Source organism: Shouchella miscanthi (assembly GCF_007725405.1).
Taxonomy (GTDB): Bacteria; Bacillota; Bacilli; order Bacillales; family Bacillaceae_D; genus Shouchella; species Shouchella hunanensis.
The window spans coordinates 199194-218920 of record NZ_CP042163.1 but is presented as its reverse complement, the minus strand read 5'-3'; the positions used below and the strand labels follow the sequence as shown (position 1 = coordinate 218920).

The window sequence follows — 19727 nt, the reverse complement described above, 5'->3', positions numbered from 1 at the left end:
TGAACAAAACTAATTTGAGTTGATTGATTATGATTTAGTTTTCAAAGAACCATGCCTACAGGATGTAGGTACCAGGCGTTGCCACAGGACGTGGCGTTCTAAGCGTGGTATCCATTACCTTCGCATTTTCAATTGGAAGAGGAATTCTTCCAAAACTGAACAAAAGATCCAAAGCGCTATATGACCCGAGGTCATACATCGACTAGAGTAAAAACTCCATAGAAAGGAGGTGATCCAGCCGCACCTTCCGATACGGCTACCTTGTTACGACTTCACCCCAATCATTTGTCCCACCTTAGGCGGCTGGCTCCAAAAGGTTACCTCACCGACTTCGGGTGTTACAAACTCTCGTGGTGTGACGGGCGGTGTGTACAAGACCCGGGAACGTATTCACCGCGGCATGCTGATCCGCGATTACTAGCAATTCCGGCTTCATGTAGGCGAGTTGCAGCCTACAATCCGAACTGAGAATGGCTTTATGGGATTGGCTCCACCTCGCGGTTTCGCTGCCCTTTGTACCATCCATTGTAGCACGTGTGTAGCCCAGGTCATAAGGGGCATGATGATTTGACGTCGTCCCCACCTTCCTCCGGTTTGTCACCGGCAGTCACCTTAGAGTGCCCAACTGAATGCTGGCAACTAAGATCAAGGGTTGCGCTCGTTGCGGGACTTAACCCAACATCTCACGACACGAGCTGACGACAACCATGCACCACCTGTCACTTTGCCCCCGAAGGGGAAGCTCTGTCTCCAGAGTGGTCAAAGGATGTCAAGACCTGGTAAGGTTCTTCGCGTTGCTTCGAATTAAACCACATGCTCCACTGCTTGTGCGGGTCCCCGTCAATTCCTTTGAGTTTCAGCCTTGCGGCCGTACTCCCCAGGCGGAGTGCTTAATGTGTTTACTTCGGCACTACGGGCATCGAAACCCCTAACACCTAGCACTCATCGTTTACGGCGTGGACTACCAGGGTATCTAATCCTGTTTGCTCCCCACGCTTTCGCGCCTCAGCGTCAGTTACAGACCAGAGAGTCGCCTTCGCCACTGGTGTTCCTCCACATATCTACGCATTTCACCGCTACACGTGGAATTCCACTCTCCTCTTCTGCACTCAAGCTTCCCAGTTTCCAATGGCCGCTCGGGGTTGAGCCCCGAGATTTCACATCAGACTTAAGAAGCCGCCTGCGCGCGCTTTACGCCCAATAATTCCGGACAACGCTTGCCACCTACGTATTACCGCGGCTGCTGGCACGTAGTTAGCCGTGGCTTTCTGGTGAGGTACCGTCAAGGTACCGGTAGTTACGCCGGTACTTGTTCTTCCCTCACAACAGAGCTTTACGACCCGAAGGCCTTCCTCACTCACGCGGCGTTGCTCCGTCAGACTTTCGTCCATTGCGGAAGATTCCCTACTGCTGCCTCCCGTAGGAGTCTGGGCCGTGTCTCAGTCCCAGTGTGGCCGATCACCCTCTCAGGTCGGCTACGCATCGTCGCCTTGGTAAGCCGTTACCTTACCAACTAGCTAATGCGCCGCAGGCCCATCCCTTAGTGACAGCCGAAACCGTCTTTCAAAAGAGAATCAGGTGATTCTCTTTATTATCCCGTATTAGCTCCGGTTTCCCGGAGTTATCCCAGTCTAAGGGGCAGGTTACCTACGTGTTACTCACCCGTCCGCCGCTGACTTCCGGGAGCAAGCTCCCTTCTGTCCGCTCGACTTGCATGTATTAGGCACGCCGCCAGCGTTCGTCCTGAGCCAGGATCAAACTCTCCGTTAAAAGTGTTTGACTTGCTCATTTGCACATTTTAAAGCTGTGTCTAACTTCATTGACGAGATACCTTGTATCTCTTTTTACGCTTGGCTTTTGTTCAGTTTTCAAAGAACTCGTTTGCGCCTCGATCTCTCTTGGCGACTCTTAGTACTTTACACGACCGCAAGTGAAAAGTCAAATCTTTTTTTGAAAAAAGTTTTTTTCTTTTTTCTAGAAGATATTGGTTTCTCTAACGCGGTATTGACTACTATATCATCAATAATCTACAAAATCAACTACATTTGGTTATTTTTTTTCATAACATGATTCAACTGAATGACGTATTCTTTTTGATCACACGGTAAAGCAACACGTTTATACAAATTCAGGACAATTTCATACTTCTCGACCATTAACTGTTTAACAACCTGATCAATTCGTTCATCTGTTAAATCAAGAAGCAATTCTTCTAGTTCTCTTTTTAATATGTACTCAAGTTCCTTTGTTTCTTTTTCTGAAATCAGTAATCCTCTCATAGGTTCCTCCTATCACTCTAATACCTAATAAAATAGTCTCTTCAAACGATGGCAATTTTATTCATATTTTTTTCGGACAGACATATCTTTTCTATAAGAGGACGAGTTTAAAGGAGCGAATGCAGTGAAAGGAATTTGGGTCATTAACTTAACGAAGTGGAAGCCGGTTTTGTTTATATGCGTAGCGGCTTTATTTGTAGCAAGTTGGCTAGTTATACAGCGGGATTATGTGCCTGTGTTCTCAACACCAGATGGCCCTCAAGCATTTTATAAAGCGGAGGATAGTGGCCAGAAAGTTGCTCTTACCTTCAATATTAGTTGGGGCGAACATAATGTTTCACCAATCGTAGAAATACTTGAGCAAGAGAATGTTGAACATGCAACCTTCTTTCTATTAGCGTCTTGGGCAGAGACGTATCCAAATTTAGTGAAAGAAATTGCCGATGCTGGTTACACCATCGGTAGTCATGGCTATAAATATAAGAATTATACGTCACTAAACGAGGATCAAGTGGCTCAAGACATGAGACGTAGTAAACAAGTACTTGAAGAATTGACAGGAGAAGTCCCTACTTTATTACGGCCGCCAAATGGTGCATTTTCATCAAGAACGTTGCAACTTGCAGATGAACAAAATCTTGATATCATTCACTGGAGCATTAATTCTTACGATTATGAAAATCCGGGTACAGAGGCAATCATTAAAAACAGTACGGACAAAACCGGTTCAGGAGATGTGTTGCTGTTTCATGCGTCAGATACAGTAAAACAAACAGCTGCCGCTTTACCAACCGTATTAAAGCAGCTAAAACGAGATGGCTACGAATTTTCAACCATAGAAGAATTAATGTCGAACACAAATGCTGACAACACTGAAGTAGACTAAAATCATAAAAACCTGATCCTTTTGCGGATCAGGTTTTTTTATGTAATCGATGCAACAAGAGCAGTTGATACGTGTTCCCTACTAATAGAGGGGTAAGATATAAAATAAGCCAGTTCGGATCATCAGCAACGATGGCCGGTATCCATTCAATCGTAGTAATCACAAACATAAAGAATAGCGCAGGTACGAACGCTCCTTTATTCGTTTCTTTCGCTTTAATTGTTGCGATGATAAGTGCATAAAGGAAAAGAGCCGTCGGGATAATAAAGTATCCCCAGAAAGAACTGTTTTCTCCAAATGCAATATAGCGAAAATAAACTAAGTCAAAAAAGACAAACGCAATCAGGACCCACTGGATACGGTTCCATAATTTGTGCGATCGAGACAAGCCAAGACCAAAACGATGTATAAATAAATATGCGAAAAAACCCATTTGCGAAACAAGTGTAAAGGCAGCACTAATGCCAAGCATCCAGACAAGTCCAATCAGAAAATTCTCAGCACCATCACCAAGATACCGATCTAGATTCGTCAGAACGCCGACAATACCACCGGATAGACTTCCGAGAAGCAACGTCGACCAAAATATAAAAACCACTTTCCTGCTGTTCACAAGCAAATCCCCCATTTTTAGAATCCATTATTAATTGTAGCAACCTTAGTAAAGAAACACCAGCTTGTTTATGCATATTTTCTTAAGCACGGCAAACACTAAAAGCAAATCCAAGACAGAAAGGATTCCACAATATGCGTATGAGGAACTATACGTTTGCCGTCATTATGTCTTTATCTTTCATACTCGCTACGTTAAGTGGCTGTGCCCAAACAGAAGCACAACAGAACACCGATTATGAAGGCACAAAAAAAATGGTGATTGATTTATTGAAGACAGACGAAGGAAAGAAAGCATTACATGAATTGATTGCGCAAGAAGATATGCGAGAAGAAATTGTGATGGATAGCGCCTTCGTTAAACAAACCATTCAAGATACATTAACATCTGACGAGGGTAAGAAATATTGGCAAGAAGTCATGAAGGACCCTGAGTTTGCGAAAGCTTTTGCAGAAAGCATGCAAGCGGAGAATGAAAAAATCATTAAATCATTAATGAAAGATCCAGATTATCAACAGATGATGATGGATATATTAAAAGATCCGCAAATGGGTGAGCAGGCGTTGGAGCTAATGAAATCCAAAGAATACCGCGAACAAATTATGGGGATTATGAGTGAAGCGTTAGAGAGTCCTTATTTTGCAGCGAAAATGGCAGGCTTAATGAATGAGGCGATTGAGAAGCAAAGTAAAGATTCAGAAGACAATTCAAACGAATAAAAGACTGAACCCCATTGGGCTCAGTCTTTTATTTTTTATCGTTCTACTTTAAACGCAATAGCTTGTGCAAGCTCTTGATAAATTTCACCAATTGGGTGATCTTCTCCATAGATAGATGGCGCAAAATCGTTTTCATCAACGACAGGTTGTCCTAATGGAATTTGCGCTAATAAGTCTGTCTTCAACTCTTCCGCTAAACGAGGACCGCCACCTTGGCCAAATACATATTCTTTTTCCCCTGTTGTTTGGCTCTCGAAATATGCCATATTCTCAACAACACCAAGCATTTCATGGTTTGTTTTAATCGCCATCGCTCCTGCACGTGCAGCGACAAATGCAGCTGTTGCGTGCGGGGTTGTGACTAGTAGCTCTTTTGAATCGGGTAGCATGGAATGTAAATCAAGGGCTACGTCGCCTGTACCCGGTGGTAAATCTAAAACAAGATAATCGAGCTCGCCCCATTCGCATTCGGAGAAAAATTGGTTAATCATCTTTCCGAGCATTGGCCCTCTCCATATGACAGGTGCATTGTCTTCAACAAAGAAGCCCATTGAAATCACTTTTACCCCAAATCGCTCAACAGGATAAATGCGTTTATCAATGACTTTCGGACGTTCTTCAATGCCCATCATATCCGGTACACTAAATCCATAAATATCCGCGTCAATGATACCGACTTTCTTTCCAATGCGCGCTAATGCGACTGCTGTGTTTACTGTCACAGTCGATTTCCCGACTCCACCTTTTCCACTTGCTACTGTAATAAAGGTTGTTTTACTATCTGGCGCAAGTAATGCAGGGCCTTTAAAAGGCTCTTCTTTTGCTCCACCTAGTGATTGGATTTCTTCATCCGTTAATGTATCAAAACGCAGGCCAACCGAAGCAGCACCTTCGCTTTTTAAAACATTTACAATTTCTTGTTGTACTTGCATTTGTTCAGACGTTCCTGTACGTGCCAAAGCTATTTTTAAGCTTAGATTTCCGTTTTTATTTTTTATTTCACGCACGCCACCTGTGTCGACTATGCTTTTATCCAAATCCCGGTCTTTTACCCGTTTTAGCGCTTCCAATATTTCTTGATCCGTCATTTCTTTTGCACCATCCTTTGAAACACTCACGTAATTCCTTTTAGTATAGCATAGATAAAATAAAGAAAGAACTAGAGCGCATTGCACTCTAGTTCCACTTGTTTTACTTATTTATTTGTATCTTATTCTCGTCGCCAGCTTTTACTGATCCTGTTCTTACTTGAACCGTTTCACCTTCTGCTAAGTTAGTGAAAACAATTGGTGTAACAGTAGATTTTGCGTTTTTTGAGATATAGGCTACATCAAATTCAACTAGCTTATCTCCAATATGAACGGATTGTCCTTCTTCAACGTAAACCGTAAAGCCTTCTCCACCTAACTTCACAGTATCAATTCCAATGTGGATCAACACTTCTCGACCGGTTACAGAGGTAATCCCAATCGCATGTTTTGTAGGAAAGACTGTTGTAATTTTCCCTTCTACTGGGGAGACCACCGTTCCGTCCGTTGGTTCAATCGCGAAGCCATCGCCCATCATTTTCTCAGCAAACACTTGGTCTGGTACCTCATTAATCGAAAGGAGTCTTCCTGTCATTGGTGAAGCCATGGTTGATTCTTGCTCTTGCTGTAACGCTTCTGGCTGAGCCTCTTCTACTTGCTTGTTCACTTCATCTTCAGGCTTTCCTTCAACCGTTCGTGGTGTTTTACCAGCCATAATGTCTTGCATTTGTCCTTTAATCGTCTCAGAGCGTGGTCCAAAGATGGCTTGAATGTTGTCTCCTACTTCAAGTACACCTGCGGCGCCAAGGCTTTTTAGTTCTTTCTTATCGACTGCTTTAATGTCGTTAACAGACACACGTAATCGTGTAATACAGGCATCTAAATGAGCAATATTCTCTTTTCCACCCATTGCTGTTAAAATGTGACCAGCTAAAGCACCTTTATCTTTTGCTTTTTCATTTGTTGCTTCTTCCACTTCACGTCCTGGTGTTTTTAAATTGAACTTTACAATAGCAAAGCGGAATACAGTGTAGTAAATAACGGCGAAAATGAGACCAACAATAATGGTTATCCACCAACCGTCTTGATTTGGCAATATCCCAAATAAGAAGAAGTCAATAGCCCCTCCAGAGAACGTAAAACCAACATTTACGCTAAAGTACGTCATAATAACAAACGAAATACCATCCAATAATGCATGAATGACAAATAATACAGGCGCTACAAAAAGGAACATAAATTCAAGTGGTTCTGTAATTCCTGTTAAAAAAGAGGTCAGTGCTGCGGATACCATTAATCCGGCAACAACTTTCTTTTTCTCCGGTTTCGCTGCATGGTACATGGCTAATGCCGCTGCAGGTAAACCGAACATCATAATTGGGAATTCCCCAACCATAAATTGACCCGCTGTAATTTCTACGCCATCACGAAGCTGCGCAAAGAAAATAAGCTGATCGCCTCGAACAATCTCTCCTGCCGCATTGGTATATTGGCCAAATTCAAACCAAAACGGTGCATGGAAAATATGGTGCAAACCAAACGGAATAAGTAGACGTTTAATAAAGCCAAAGAAAAAGACAGCAAAGTATTGCCCTGTTTCTAGTAAGAAAACCGATACTTCATTTAAACCCGTCTGGATTGGCGGCCAAACAATTAATAACAGCAAGGCTACAATAAATGTCATAGCAGCTGTTACAATCGGCACAAAACGCTTACCGGCGAAGAATCCAAGAAATGCCGGCATCTCAATATCATGAAAACGGTTGTAACAAATGGCAGCAATAATCCCGACTAAGATCCCTCCAAACACACCTGTCTGTAGGGTAGGGATTCCTAATACGTGTGCAAGACCAGGATCATCTGCCACCATCTCAGATGTAACGCCTAGCCACTCTCCCATTACTGTATTCATGACAAGGTAACCGACTAGCGCTGCAAGTGCTGCTGCACCATCACCAGCTAAGCCAATCGCGACCCCAACCGCAAAGATTAATGCAAGGTTATCGAAAATAATTCCACCGGCTGCTTCCATTACTCCTGCAGTATGTTGAATCCAACCTGCATCTAAAAATGGTAAGTACGATAATGTCTCTTCCATCTGCAAGGCAACGCCTATTCCAAGTAAAAGACCGGCTACTGGTAGCATGGCCACTGGCAACATTAAAGCTTTCCCGATTTTTTGCAGGTTCCCAAAAAGTTTTTTGAACATGTCTCTCCCAACTTTCATTGTAGTGAAGCAAAAGAAAACGGTTTTATGTGAGCAAACAAAAAAGGCATGAGGAAAAATAGACTATCCCTAGTATGGACAGTACACATTTACCTCATGCCTGATCGAATCAGTCACACGACTATTTATATTTATGTTGAACTCGTTGTAAGTGCATTGTTAAATAAACCGCTTCTGCATCAAAAACAGGCTTCCCTAAGGAATGCTGCATGATTTTGATGAGCTTCCAAGAGAGATTATAGCATAGCGGATACTCTTGTTTCAAGAGGGTATCAATTGCTTTTGCCTCTTCCACTTCTTCGTTATTTTCTACCCGTTCAATCGTAAACCGAAGATGGCGAACAAGCCGCATATAATCAATGCTTTCTTTATCTAACACAATATCGAGTTGTTCTTCTATAATGCCCAGCAGTTTTGAAACAAGCTGCGAATGAGCGTTTACCGTTCCAAGATCTTTATTTTTAACAGCGCTATGGATATGCAGGGCAATAAATCCAGCTTCTTCCGGTTGCATCTTCATATGTAACCGTTCCTCGATTAAATGAAGTACTTCCACTGCAATTGCATACTCATTTGGATAAAGCAATCTTGTTTCTGTTAAAAAAGGGTTGCTAATGTGCAGCCCAGCCGCCGTTCTGGATTGTGCAAATGAAAGGTGATCCATTAGACCAACATGAATATGCTCGTTTAAAGGAGCCCCTAAACGTTTTGAAATTAGTTCAATCGCTTCTATTGTTACATCGAGTAAAGGCTTTTCCACATTCGGCAAAAGGGTCAAATAGCTTCTTTGTTCTTTTTCATTTTTAAGAACAAATACTTTTTCCGCTTCCGTACTTGGAACGGCGCTATCCTTTTTTCTATTAAAGCCGATGCCTTTTCCAATTAGTATAACTTCTTCATCATCTATAATTGCTATAAGAACATTATTATTTAACACCTTTTTTACACGATAAGCTTCCATTACATATCATCACTCCACCTCTTATCCTACTTGAGGGAAGCGCCTACCGTCAAACAAAGAATCCATTTATTCATAGGGATTTGCATCTGGTGCTTTTTCACCTGATGCAAAGCGAAGAATTCCCTCATAAATCGAAGCGGCCATTTTCTCCTGGTAGTCATCTGTCTCAAGTAATAACGCTTCTTCAGGATTTGATAAAAAGCCTGCTTCAATAAGTGCGCCTGGAATCGTCGCTTGTTTTAATAAATAAACATGATGAATTGGTTTTGCATAGCGATTCGTATTCTCAAGGTTCCGTTTCATTTCTTCTTGTATAAAAACAGCTAAATCCTCATTTTGTTTATTTTTCAAGTGATAAAAGGTTTGCGCACCACGCCATTTAGGAGATGGAATGGCATTCATATGAACGGAAATAAAAAAGTCTGCATCACTTTCGTTCACAATCTCCACTCGCTTTTTTAAATCTTCGGTTTTCCGGTGTTTAATCTTTTTTGTTCCTTCACTTGCTAAATCTACATCCTCTTCACGTGTCATTAATACGAGTGCACCAGCTTCTTGTAAATAATCACGAAGCTTTATTGACACTTCAAGGGTAACTTCTTTCTCCAAGACACCTTCTTTAGAACTGGCGCCACCATCCATCCCTCCATGACCAGGGTCTAGCACAATTACTTTTCCAGATAGCGGCAAGTGCCACGTAGTTGAATCCTCTGTACCTGCGTCAAAACGCGCCCATAAAAGAATAATGGCCATCATCAATCCCGTTGTAATTAAAATGATCTGATATCGTTTCATCCCGTCTCCCCCTGTCTCACTTTATATATACGTGGACAAGAAGAAGATATGAATGATTACACTAAACGCATTTTATGTGCCTTATAAGATTCGTTAAACCCTTTTTCCCACCAAGAGCCAATAAGCATGTCTGTTGCTAGGACAGTGGATTCGTCAATTCCTTTATTGCCCCATCCTGACAAGGTAGCAGCCAAGTCGTGAGACAGATGTGCTAACACGTCAAAACATCTCCCTTTCGACTGGTGCAGAGGCTCTCCTTTAAATCCGTATTTACCGTATTCAGTTCCAAGTAAAAACGCATCTATGACCACATCCATGCATTGATCAATTAAGAAGGGATACGCCTGCAAATGAAAGGGCATAATTGGCTTGATCCATTCTTGTATATTTTTCTCCATTTTACGGATATCAATTTTACGTAACATCTTTCTTTCAAAGTCCCATTTCTTCTCCCGCCGTTTATCGGCTATTGAAACAACCTGACTCATGTTCCATTTCCCCTTTTTTCAACTAGTATGAGCTCGGGGAGCTGACCCATACATAAGTTAGCACAGCAATTCCTTCATGTATTGTTAATGATTTCTGCCCTTTCTTGCAATAAATAAAAACAATTTGTACACACTAGAAGAGACTGTTATCGTTTTCCTATAATGACCCTTACAGGATGATCTGCTCGAACAATTCTTAATTCAGTGGGTGAGATCACATCCATAATGATTCTGCCATTTGCCGTTGCGACATTGATCACATCATCTCCTCTACGGAACCCATTATGGTAAAACCCTCTTGCTATAGAATGGGTTGTTTCTTTACGACTGACGATCCCTGATCCAACAATAATGGACGTATAGTTATTAATATCGTCGTTTAAACGAATCGTTTGACCGACTCCGCTAACATTTAGTAGCTCTGTTAAATAGGTTTCACCATCGACACGATTCCCATTACCGATGGCGATGTTTACCCTGCCGCTTGATCCCTTATCCACTCTGTTTTCAAACGTATTAATATGGTGACTTGTGTTCGTGACCTGTATGCCGTTTGCATAATTCATGGAATGACCTTTATTCGAAACATCTAAACCAGATAGTTGACCACTTGACACACCACTCAACCTTACGCCGTTAAAACGACCATTGCCTGACGAAGAAGCACGTTTGACATCACAGTTTATAAAGCGAATCATCTCACTATCCGTAGCACTTAAGCCATCTTCTCCACTATCAATTGCTTTTACATTTGTCACATCAATTTCTTTTCCCCTTACAATGCGTACAGCTGATCGCCCACAATTAACTATACGCGATCCATGTACGATGGATGTAGCAGCAGGATAGCTCGTTCCACTAATACCTTTATCAACAAGACAAATACCGTGTTCTTTTATATCTTTTATATAATTGGCGCCAATGTAGTTCCCTTTACCCCCAATAACATAGATACCATGTTGACCAGTGGCATCAATATAATTCCCTTCAACGTACGCTCCTTCATAACTGTCTAGCCGAATACCATGATCGTTCATATTATAAAATGCACAGTTCGTTATACGAATCGCGTTATACATAATTTGTTTTCCGTTTACCACTCTAGATGCGTGACTACCTACACCAATGGCAACGTTACGGAAGGTACATCGATCGACGACACAGTCATAACTCGGTTTATTATCTGTCGCCCCGAAATGTGGAAAGGCGGAATTGGTTGACATGTCAATCTGTAGTGCTTCATACACATTGCCACCTGTAATGGTCATATCTTTAAAGACACAATTGATGTAGCTCGATCGCCTAACGGCTGTCATATCGACAAAGTGATTATTGTAACCACCCGTAAACGTTACATTTTCCATGTGAATGTTTTCCGCATGAGCCCACCCACAAGCAATGGGTCCATATCCCGTCGCACCAGAAGGAATTTCGCCTAAGTCAATGGTTCCTCCTTGAAAATAGATGTTCCCATCCCCACTATATCCAGAAATCTCCGTATTCCCATACTCCCCGTTTAAAAAAACACAGCGATTGGCACGACCTTTCCAACGAATGACAGCACCATTTTCCATGACGACTGACGTATTTTCATACACCCTAATGGTCTCATCAATATGATATATTCCTCTCGGTACATAGATCTCTCTTTCTTCTGCAAATATTTTCTGAAATGCCTTTGTATCATTCGTTTGATTTCCTACCGCTCCATAATCTTTCACTGTTACTGACTGTTTCATTTCGGCTCCCTCTTCTCTTTTATTTAATGTGATCACTTTTCAAAGAGAACATCAGGCAGGGAAATCAAACATACAAAAAGAAACGCCCAAACAGAGGTTTGAGCGTTTCGTTTGGCGCTATTAGCGAGTGAGAACCGAGGTACCATGTATAGTTTATGCTTTTTTACAGCTATGCAAAGGAACTACTTTCATTATCATCATAGGTTGTTTACCGATCCTCTCTCAAGCCTACGATAGATTAAAGCAGGAATTAATGCTGGAAAAGAATACCTAGAAAAGCCAAAAGGTTGATACGGATTCAATCAAATGACGCTTAACTCCAATTTTTACGAAGACACACCGCCATATGGGTTACGACATGCATCCATTACCTCAAAACCAGTTAGATTAACGCCACTATGATTCATTTCACACTACGTATAAAACATTTTTGTCCTGTCCTCTGTCTTGTAGATCATTTGGGCAAACATGCATTTTACGCTGTCTAATGAAATAAATGTTTACCCACAAAGTTGTAAGGGTATGTAATTTGGTTATACCTCTATCATTAATCGTTTCCCTATGAGACAATTGCTTTACAGCTTACATATTGGCTGTCAAAGGAGAGTGCCCCATGTACAGAGTAGTACGGTACGTTGACGGGATTGCTGAAACCTCAAAGGATTTACACTATAAGGACAAGACGTTTGCTAATTTAGCTTCCGCGGAAATAGAAGCTAAAAAGTTAAATTTAGATTTAATTCTTTTGGATAATGATGTTTGGAGAATAGAAGATCTATAAGTAGGCTTCTGCCTGCTTATTTTTTTATGCCCTCTATCTAAGCTGTAAGACTAAGAATGTAAAAAAGACCTGCTTTTAAGCAGACCTTTAAAAAACTGATATTACATTCACTATTCCTTCAATAAGAAACAACAACACACAAAATCCAATTATCACAATCTGCCATCGTCTATTCTTTCGCTCTTCATATAACATATCAATCGCTACAAAAGCTAACGTTATTCCAACTGAAAAATTAAACAGGATGTCTAGCCAAATGGATCCTGTAAAGAAACGCATAACCACTGCTGCTAGACCCAATAATGCAAATAACGGCCAGATCCTTCGCGCTACAATCTTCATTTCTCCCCCACCTCTTGCGAAAATCTTATCATATAAAAAGCGCATAAGGCTATTAAGCTCGTACACGCTTTTTTCAAGTTTAAAATTATCTAGGGTAAGAAAGATTATTTAATTCATATATACCTACAACTCTACCGTTTTTAGAGAATCTTGCCCAAAGTGGTCCTGCTGCTGAACGAACATTAATCGGTTGTAGTCTTGCTTTCTTTACAGGCGTGCGGAAAGAAAAAGATCCACTTTCCGTAGAGGATACCGCATGCATTCCGTCGCCATAATTAGCATTAGCATTTGCTATATAGCTTAGAGTGCCACAGTTCCCTCTAGATTCAAGATAGAAGTCAACCGAAGTAGCTCTTGTTGAATAACTCATATAACAACGGGGCTAAATCCCGATCCGACAGAAGAGTAATATTTACGTATTGGGTGTTCTCTCATACTTACATTATATAACGACTTTAATACTGACACCTGAAACTATACTGTAAATCAATATCTTTGCTTTTTATTGTCTCCATCTTTCCATTCAAAAAACACAACTAACAAATAAGATAATGTCGCCAAAGGAATAGTAACCATTAATCCCATGGTGCCGAATACATAAGTCCAAAATAATGCATTTCCACCTTGTTTAGTAAGAACATATACGTCATAAATGTCAGCCGCTAAAAACACTATATACATAGGAACTATAGTAAATATTACAGTCCAAAACAAAACTTTTAATAGCCTTCTTAAAAATTTTTTCAAGTCACCTTACCTCACTTGTTAGAAAGATGCATTGAATCTCTGATTCCCGTGGATTGGTGCTACATTAAGCCCTTGATTGTCTCTGATATAAACAAAAAAGTTCGTACCTGATTCAAGAACATAGACAACTATTTCATGTGCTGAGGCCAAATCATATGTATCTAGAAATAATACCTTGCGTGGCTCTATACACGCTTCCCTCGTTTTTGTCATAACTTTCTCGTCTGCACTCTAGATGTTAGCAAAATATTAGCAAAGGAAGTTTTTGCGATAAAAAAACAACCTCCAAGCAATGGACGCTTGAAGGCTGTAAAAACGGTTGTATTAACGTTTTGAGAACTGAGGTGCACGACGAGCTGCTTTAAGACCGTATTTTTTACGTTCTTTCATATTAGGGATTATTTTTCATTTCATGAAATTTCATAACCCTCTATAAATCAGGGTTTTGCCACTTTATGCTTTTGTCTGATACTAACGCATTTTGCGGAAAGGGTATTCAAAGGGTATTCACGAGGTATCAAAATGTATTTATAATATATACGCTGGCAGGCTATATATAATAGGAAGATGATTTAATTATATTTTTCTTGGTTCATCAATATTTCGGTAGGAAACCTTCCAAATTAACCTATACTTATAGGCGAATAATTTGATTAAAACCTGATAATATCCCTCATTACGGTGTTTCCTTAACCGTTACCCTTTAAATTCATAGTCTAAAGCTGTTCAGTAATTTTTAACCACTACGGCTACTCTTTCCTCCCTCGTGATTCATTGGAAAATACCACTGCTCACTATAGAGGATTAAGCCGTAGGATTTTCCACTTAAGTTTTTTTGAAATATAGGTTATCATAAGAAAGAGGTGCCTAAAAATGTTTATAAGTGAATTATGTTTACAAGAAAAATTTATAGAACTTAAAAGAGATGAATTAAAAGAAAATGAAAAAGTTTTATCTGAATTTAACGCTAGGTTCGGTAATGTAGATATAGTTCAAGTAATTGCCGATGATTCTCATCTAATGAATTACGAACAAGCAAATTTACTTTCCAATTATCAATTTGCAAAAGTAATTGGATATCTACACAAAAAAGCTGTTAGAACTTTTGATTATCTTGCAAAACGTACTGATTATGATGGTAAGGTTCTATCATCTTTGTTATCTAAATTAGCAAAAGTTAATATCATTAAAGAAGTCACACCAAAAAGGTATATTATTTCAAGTGACTTTCAATTTCCAATCTTACAGTTCATTTCATTTGAAGCTAAATTAACCAATTGGAAAAAAGCGATAATACAAGCAACAATAAATAAGAAATTTTCTTCATACTCCTATGTTGTTTTACCATTAGAATTAGCAAAAAGATTACAAAAAAATCAAATCCATTATTTTCAAAATCAAAATGTAGGTTTAATTGGGGTTTCCCAAGATAGGATGGAATATATCTATAAACCGAATAAAGATCAAGTCAAAATAAAGATAAATCCTTCTTTTATCAACAGTGTTGCTAAATTTCAAATTGAGACTTCTATTTATTCACTTGAAACAGGATGAAGGAGCTATTAAATTATATATTAATAGCTCCCTTTCTATTAAATAAAGATAAAATTATCATCCTTAAATTGACTCAAAGCACTGAGATAATTTTGAATATGTCTATTATTAATTCGTTGTAACGTTTCCGATTCATTATAGTGTTTTATATTTGAATCGGCTTTATTAAGAAGTTGTTCCACAAAACTAATTTTCTCCTCAATACTTCCTTTTCCTGTAATAGCATCTACAACTTGTTTTAATGATTCGAAATATTGTTCGTATATTTCATTAAAGCTTATGTCTTCTATATTTCCCACTAAAATCTTTTTGTCTAATTCACACCCAGTAAGAATCCGCCCATATAACTCCTCTTGAAGATGATCAGGGACACTTAATATTTCTTCTTCAATTGCAAGTTCAAACAACATTTTCATTGAGGTATATCTCTTTTTTTGTCTTCCCATACCATCAACTGGCTCTAATCCCTTTTGTTCTTTGTTAAAATTTCTCAAAGAGTAAAACCAGCCTGTACCAACTGCATCAGCGCCTACTGCAAAATACACTATACTTTCAATTCCAGAGTAACCTATTACTACTTTTAACCCCAAGTTCTTTAGGTCATAAATCAATTGCAGCATACCATTTAAACGATTTGGATTAAAATCATGTCTGTGATTATTATTTTTTTCTCGATCTATAGTAATATATATTCCATCAAATTTATTTGCAATATCACTAAAGTCATCTAAAAAATCCGTGATATATGATTTATTCTCTAGTGCTGTTTCATTAAAGATAATTGAAACAAACTTACTTTTATCAACTTCTTTTTCTTCAAGTTGTTCATAAAAGATTTCCCATGTATCTAAAAGCTTATCCACAATCCTGTCATTAAAACTATATAGATAGAGTGATGGAGCCATTATTACATCCACTTCAAAGTCCAATTGAAAATCTATAGACTTTTCGACTAAGGTCTCTAGGTTATCTGTACTTCTCAAATAAGCTCTATCTATATCTGTCTCTGGAAAGTAATCTAAATCAGTTAACCTCTTAGGAATAGAGGATACAAACTGTTTATAATAAACTTTCAGATCTACCATGTGCTTAACCGAAGAATAATTATTATCATTACTACGTATTTCCTTAATTCTTTCTACTCGTTCTTCTCGCGGATCCCAAATTACTCCATCTATTAATTGACTTAAAAACAAGCGTTCTAACTTTGGCTTCCATGATGGACCATGCTGAGCAAAAATCATTTATTCATCCCCCTTACCTATTAAAGCCTCTATTTCATGTAACAATTTGTCTAAATCCGCCCATCTTCTAGAACGCTGTTCAACAGCAAGCCTAGCAATTACTTTACCAAATAAATATAATGACCTAGGGCTCGAGTCTTTACTTTTCCATATCTGAAAAATATAATGTATATCCCTTTTTTGTTCTCTCTCAAGATACCGTGTTCCTAGCAGAAATATTTCAGTAGCTATTAAGCCCACAGCAAATAAATCAGTTCTAAAATCCCATGTATAATCAGATGTTCTTTTAGATTGTTCAGGCGCCATATAATATGGCGTTCCTATCTCTGCTCTTGTAGCTGTTAACTTCTCTTCATCATTTGACTTTACAAGACCTGCATCGATAATTTTAAATTGACCTTGATGATAGATAATATTTCGTGGCGTAAGATCTCTATGTACATAACCTGCATCGTGCATAACCTTTATTTGATTGACCATTTGGAATAAAAACTGTAAAACCGCATCAATACCTTGTTCTTTATGATATAGCTCACTTTTGTCTAAAGTTTTCCCTTCAAACTTAGTTTCAAAATAGTATATAAAGTGATGATTCTGCTTTTTGTATATCTGGTAATCATCCATAATTTCTAATTGGGGTAGAATTGCACATTTTTTTGAAGCTTTAAGCTCCCTAATTATCCTTTGGGAATTAGCATCAATTTCATAGACCTTTTCCTGCTCTAGTTCAGAATCCGATAATTCATTCCAAGCATGTCTTTGATGCGCTTGATAAGGAGACACATCCACAAACTTAAGAATTCCATTTTTTCTTGAATCAAAAACCACATCAAACACTTGTCGTTGACCACTTTTAGGTAATTTACTAAAGGATACCGCGGTTAGCCCATGAAGAGCTAATACATCTCGGACATCAGAATCAGTTATAATATATTCTTCCATTTTACTCTCCTTTACCGTAGTATAAATATAAAATTTTCCGCATTGTTAACATATCCTTATTTTAACATTGATACCTATAAAAAAGATTGTTTTTTTATAGTTTTTTCTATGATTATAGCAATGACAAAGACAAATTGCCTACACTCCTCACGTGAGTTCCCTCAAACCTGTTACATTATTAAAATTCATGAACGGCTCTAATGTATCTTCTTCACTTTTCGATAGATTTACATCTGTTCTATATTAATAAACATTCGGTGAAATAAAAAAAGCCATATAACCTATAAACCCTTTAACACCATTGTTTCTAAGGATATGTGACTTTCATTCTTAGGAGAGCCATCTCACAATCACATTTTGCGATAATCACGTAATGACCTGACATTAAAAGTATAGAAACTAAACATATAATTAGTCTACTAGGTCATTCTATTTAACCAACTGTGCATTGAAATTTAGTAGTTCCCCTATCTCTTCTATAATCCTTTTTTGCTCTTTCAGTGGCGGAAGAGGTACAGGAATACTACGAAATTTATCCAAGTTCAAATTAGGCTGTGCTGCCCCCTCCGACCCTGCTCGTGAAATATCATAGTTAAATAATTGAAAATACAGGATATACTTACTCAAAATATCATCATCAATAATATTTTCTAAAGCAGCACACGCTTGATTAATTGCCCCCTCTATTAGTAGCTCTGAAATTTGCCCTCTTGTTTTACCTTGTCCATACATCGCTATTAATAGAGTATGTTAGAGAGACAGAATATTGTATTGTATTAGATGAAGTGTGTGTCGAGGAAAAAAGTTCAGAAAAGTCATGGAACTCATCGAAATAAAACAGAAAGATAATCAACCTGAGGTTCGATTTGCTTATCAGAGACTCAATGAAAATAGGAATTGGGTGCAAGTACCTAGCCCTTTAACAATCACAGAGGACAAGTGGTGTGAATTATTGAGTGAAACTTTAGAGAACACCGTGTTATCAGTCAAATTTCTAGAGTATGTCTATTCAGTATGTAACACCTGTTTGGATCATCAGCAACCAATTAATTGGACGTATGTAAACGACAATAATTCGAAATGTCTTCTGTGTACCAAAGGAACGGTTCAAGAGGGATACGATATCGCAGCGATAGAACGTGTCTTTTTAAAAAAGCGTAAGCGCAAAGAAATCCGTTTTGTCTGGTATACCGACAATAATGATAAGACTAATTTCATTCATAATCGACCATTGGATGTGACCGAGATTCAATTTCCCCCCTATTTGAACAGGCAGTGAAAAACCAAATATTCAGCCCAGATGTTGTCCTAACTATGAAGAACATAGCCGCGAAACTTCTTGGGTTCAATAGATAACAAAATAGTCATAGTGAATCTTGATATTATTTGCCCAGTATTAAGATTCACTTACTAACGCTTGTTTCTTCACCGCAGCTATTCTCCCTTTATCCGTCCTCTCTGTTTTACCTCCTATTTTATATTCATGTGCATGTGATGATGCATAGCTTACGCACTTAGTAGAAGAAAGATGCGTACAGTGTGAATGTTTTATGCGCATGGTATACCTATCTGATTGTGATTTACGTGCGTATGAAATCAGTATGCAATGCGTATGAACTTGGTAAATGATGTGTTTGCTTAGTGTTGCGGAAAAATATCACACTCTACGACGGTTAAATAAGTATTTGATACCTATACCGTACGCATGAGATGAACATAGCTTACGAATGAGATTGGTATGACGTGCGTACAAAGTGAGAAGTCATTTCATTAGGCCTTCCACTCCTAGCTGAGACACGGACAGAAGTTTTTTTGACAGCAGACTCTTATCTTTAGGCCAACAGACCTCTTAAAGCCCCATTCCTGGCAACGGTTTAAGGGCAACTCGTTTAAATGGGGTGGATCCCGTGACCGTCGGTGGTTTTTCTTTCCCTTTCTCGCTACGTTCGCATAACCCTCCGGTCTTCCCTCCCCATTCAAACCGACTCTTTCTACAAACAACAGCGTAAATCCTCCTTCCGATCCGGTGGTTTATCTGACCATTTTTAGCTCGTCCCTCTCTTTCAAATCGGTACGTACACAGTACCTTTTTCGGCATATAACCGGCTCCACGTCGTCCACGCTGTAGAATGCAGAACGTCTTTGTTGACGACCTTATCCTCATGAATCGCTGCACGCCTCTATCTTCTTTTCTTGGCAGCTCCCCCTCCCTGATGGTCGCCCCTTTTCGCCCCCGCACAGCGGTCTTTCCAGGCGTTATACGTGACGGCCTACCAAGAAAAAACCCGCATCAATCCGCCCTATTTAGGCCCCTCATATAGACACCCTCAGGGCGACATAGGCCGACAATGTTGTCATACGCTGTCCCTGATAAAGTAGGTC

Annotated in this window: 19 protein-coding genes, 1 rRNA gene and 1 pseudogene; 4 read left to right on the top strand and 17 right to left on the bottom strand. The window is 39.2% G+C overall.

The features are described 5' to 3' along the window. Positions 1 to 222: 222 nt before the first annotated feature. A 16S ribosomal RNA gene (locus FPV17_RS01125) occupies positions 223 to 1770 on the bottom strand. A 269-nt stretch (positions 1771 to 2039) separates the two neighbouring features. Beyond that, complete coding sequence (locus tag FPV17_RS01120; RefSeq protein WP_035395712.1) at positions 2040 to 2279, bottom strand: hypothetical protein; 240 nt, start codon at positions 2277 to 2279, stop codon at positions 2040 to 2042. A gap of 124 nt (positions 2280 to 2403) precedes the next feature. Between FPV17_RS01120 and pdaB the strand changes: the two genes are divergently transcribed. Next, on the top strand, positions 2404 to 3165 hold the full coding sequence (pdaB, locus tag FPV17_RS01115) for a polysaccharide deacetylase family sporulation protein PdaB (protein WP_144557477.1): 762 nt from the start codon (positions 2404 to 2406) through the stop codon (positions 3163 to 3165). A gap of 28 nt (positions 3166 to 3193) precedes the next feature. Here pdaB and FPV17_RS01110 read toward each other — a convergent pair whose 3' ends face one another. Continuing rightward, positions 3194 to 3778, bottom strand: a complete 585-nt coding sequence (locus FPV17_RS01110) for a KinB-signaling pathway activation protein (protein ID WP_035395710.1) — start codon at positions 3776 to 3778, stop codon at positions 3194 to 3196. Positions 3779 to 3912: 134 nt separating this feature from the next. On the opposite strand from FPV17_RS01110, the gene gerD reads away from it, so the two are divergent. Beyond that, positions 3913 to 4497, top strand: a complete 585-nt coding sequence (gene gerD, locus FPV17_RS01105; RefSeq protein ID WP_246117097.1) for a spore germination lipoprotein GerD — start codon at positions 3913 to 3915, stop codon at positions 4495 to 4497. 35 nt (positions 4498 to 4532) lie between these two features. Here the strand turns inward: gerD and salA are convergent, their stop codons facing one another. From salA to FPV17_RS01075, 6 genes are all read right to left on the bottom strand, one after another. After that, positions 4533 to 5585 carry an iron-sulfur carrier protein/transcriptional regulator SalA gene (gene salA / locus FPV17_RS01100; RefSeq protein ID WP_060705961.1) on the bottom strand — a complete coding sequence of 351 codons (1053 nt, stop codon included), beginning with the start codon at positions 5583 to 5585 and terminating at the stop codon, positions 4533 to 4535. 103 nt (positions 5586 to 5688) lie between these two features. Further along, positions 5689 to 7734, bottom strand: coding sequence for a glucose-specific PTS transporter subunit IIBC (ptsG, locus tag FPV17_RS01095; protein WP_144557475.1), 2046 nt, complete (start codon positions 7732 to 7734; stop codon positions 5689 to 5691). Between the two features lie 139 nt (positions 7735 to 7873). Next, the gene (gene glcT, locus FPV17_RS01090) at positions 7874 to 8713 is read right to left on the bottom strand and encodes a glucose PTS transporter transcription antiterminator GlcT (protein WP_144557473.1); all 840 of its coding nucleotides are present in this window, start codon (positions 8711 to 8713) and stop codon (positions 7874 to 7876) included. Positions 8714 to 8779: 66 nt separating this feature from the next. Continuing rightward, positions 8780 to 9508 carry an N-acetylmuramoyl-L-alanine amidase CwlD gene (cwlD, locus tag FPV17_RS01085; RefSeq protein ID WP_035395704.1) on the bottom strand — a complete coding sequence of 243 codons (729 nt, stop codon included), beginning with the start codon at positions 9506 to 9508 and terminating at the stop codon, positions 8780 to 8782. Positions 9509 to 9564: 56 nt separating this feature from the next. Further along, positions 9565 to 9996 (bottom strand): DUF2521 family protein, encoded by a 432-nt coding sequence (locus tag FPV17_RS01080; RefSeq protein WP_144557471.1) that lies wholly within the window; start codon positions 9994 to 9996, stop codon positions 9565 to 9567. 146 nt (positions 9997 to 10142) lie between these two features. Next, positions 10143 to 11735: a right-handed parallel beta-helix repeat-containing protein gene (locus tag FPV17_RS01075; protein WP_144557469.1), complete on the bottom strand. Its 1593-nt coding sequence runs from the start codon at positions 11733 to 11735 to the stop codon at positions 10143 to 10145. A 613-nt stretch (positions 11736 to 12348) separates the two neighbouring features. Between FPV17_RS01075 and FPV17_RS21620 the strand changes: the two genes are divergently transcribed. Then, positions 12349 to 12516: a hypothetical protein gene (locus FPV17_RS21620; RefSeq protein ID WP_158318471.1), complete on the top strand. Its 168-nt coding sequence runs from the start codon at positions 12349 to 12351 to the stop codon at positions 12514 to 12516. An 87-nt stretch (positions 12517 to 12603) separates the two neighbouring features. Here the strand turns inward: FPV17_RS21620 and FPV17_RS01070 are convergent, their stop codons facing one another. From FPV17_RS01070 to rpsI, 4 genes and pseudogenes are all read right to left on the bottom strand, one after another. Further along, positions 12604 to 12858 carry a hypothetical protein gene (locus FPV17_RS01070; RefSeq protein ID WP_144557467.1) on the bottom strand — a complete coding sequence of 85 codons (255 nt, stop codon included), beginning with the start codon at positions 12856 to 12858 and terminating at the stop codon, positions 12604 to 12606. Positions 12859 to 12943: 85 nt separating this feature from the next. After that, the gene (gene yqgA / locus FPV17_RS22615; RefSeq protein ID WP_187204944.1) at positions 12944 to 13228 is read right to left on the bottom strand and encodes a cell wall-binding protein YqgA; all 285 of its coding nucleotides are present in this window, start codon (positions 13226 to 13228) and stop codon (positions 12944 to 12946) included. A 116-nt stretch (positions 13229 to 13344) separates the two neighbouring features. Next, a complete protein-coding gene (locus FPV17_RS01065) occupies positions 13345 to 13605 on the bottom strand; it encodes a hypothetical protein (protein WP_144557465.1) in 261 nt (86 codons plus the stop codon). Between the two features lie 324 nt (positions 13606 to 13929). Next, positions 13930 to 14001 (bottom strand): annotated as a pseudogene (gene rpsI / locus FPV17_RS01060) (30S ribosomal protein S9); the annotation flags it as partial. Positions 14002 to 14478: 477 nt separating this feature from the next. On the opposite strand from rpsI, the gene FPV17_RS01055 reads away from it, so the two are divergent. Beyond that, entirely contained in the window at positions 14479 to 15159 is a 681-nt protein-coding gene (locus tag FPV17_RS01055; protein ID WP_144557463.1) for a hypothetical protein, read from the top strand. A 38-nt stretch (positions 15160 to 15197) separates the two neighbouring features. Here FPV17_RS01055 and FPV17_RS01050 read toward each other — a convergent pair whose 3' ends face one another. The 4 genes from FPV17_RS01050 to FPV17_RS01035 form a co-directional block, all read right to left on the bottom strand. After that, positions 15198 to 16403 (bottom strand): hypothetical protein, encoded by a 1206-nt coding sequence (locus FPV17_RS01050; RefSeq protein WP_144557461.1) that lies wholly within the window; start codon positions 16401 to 16403, stop codon positions 15198 to 15200. After that, positions 16404 to 17345 (bottom strand): protein kinase domain-containing protein, encoded by a 942-nt coding sequence (locus FPV17_RS01045; RefSeq protein ID WP_144557459.1) that lies wholly within the window; start codon positions 17343 to 17345, stop codon positions 16404 to 16406. A 429-nt stretch (positions 17346 to 17774) separates the two neighbouring features. Then, entirely contained in the window at positions 17775 to 18077 is a 303-nt protein-coding gene (locus FPV17_RS01040; RefSeq protein WP_144557457.1) for a restriction endonuclease subunit S, read from the bottom strand. 1117 nt (positions 18078 to 19194) lie between these two features. Then, positions 19195 to 19443, bottom strand: a complete 249-nt coding sequence (locus FPV17_RS01035) for a hypothetical protein (RefSeq protein WP_144557455.1) — start codon at positions 19441 to 19443, stop codon at positions 19195 to 19197. Between the last annotated feature and the right edge of the window lie 284 nt (positions 19444 to 19727).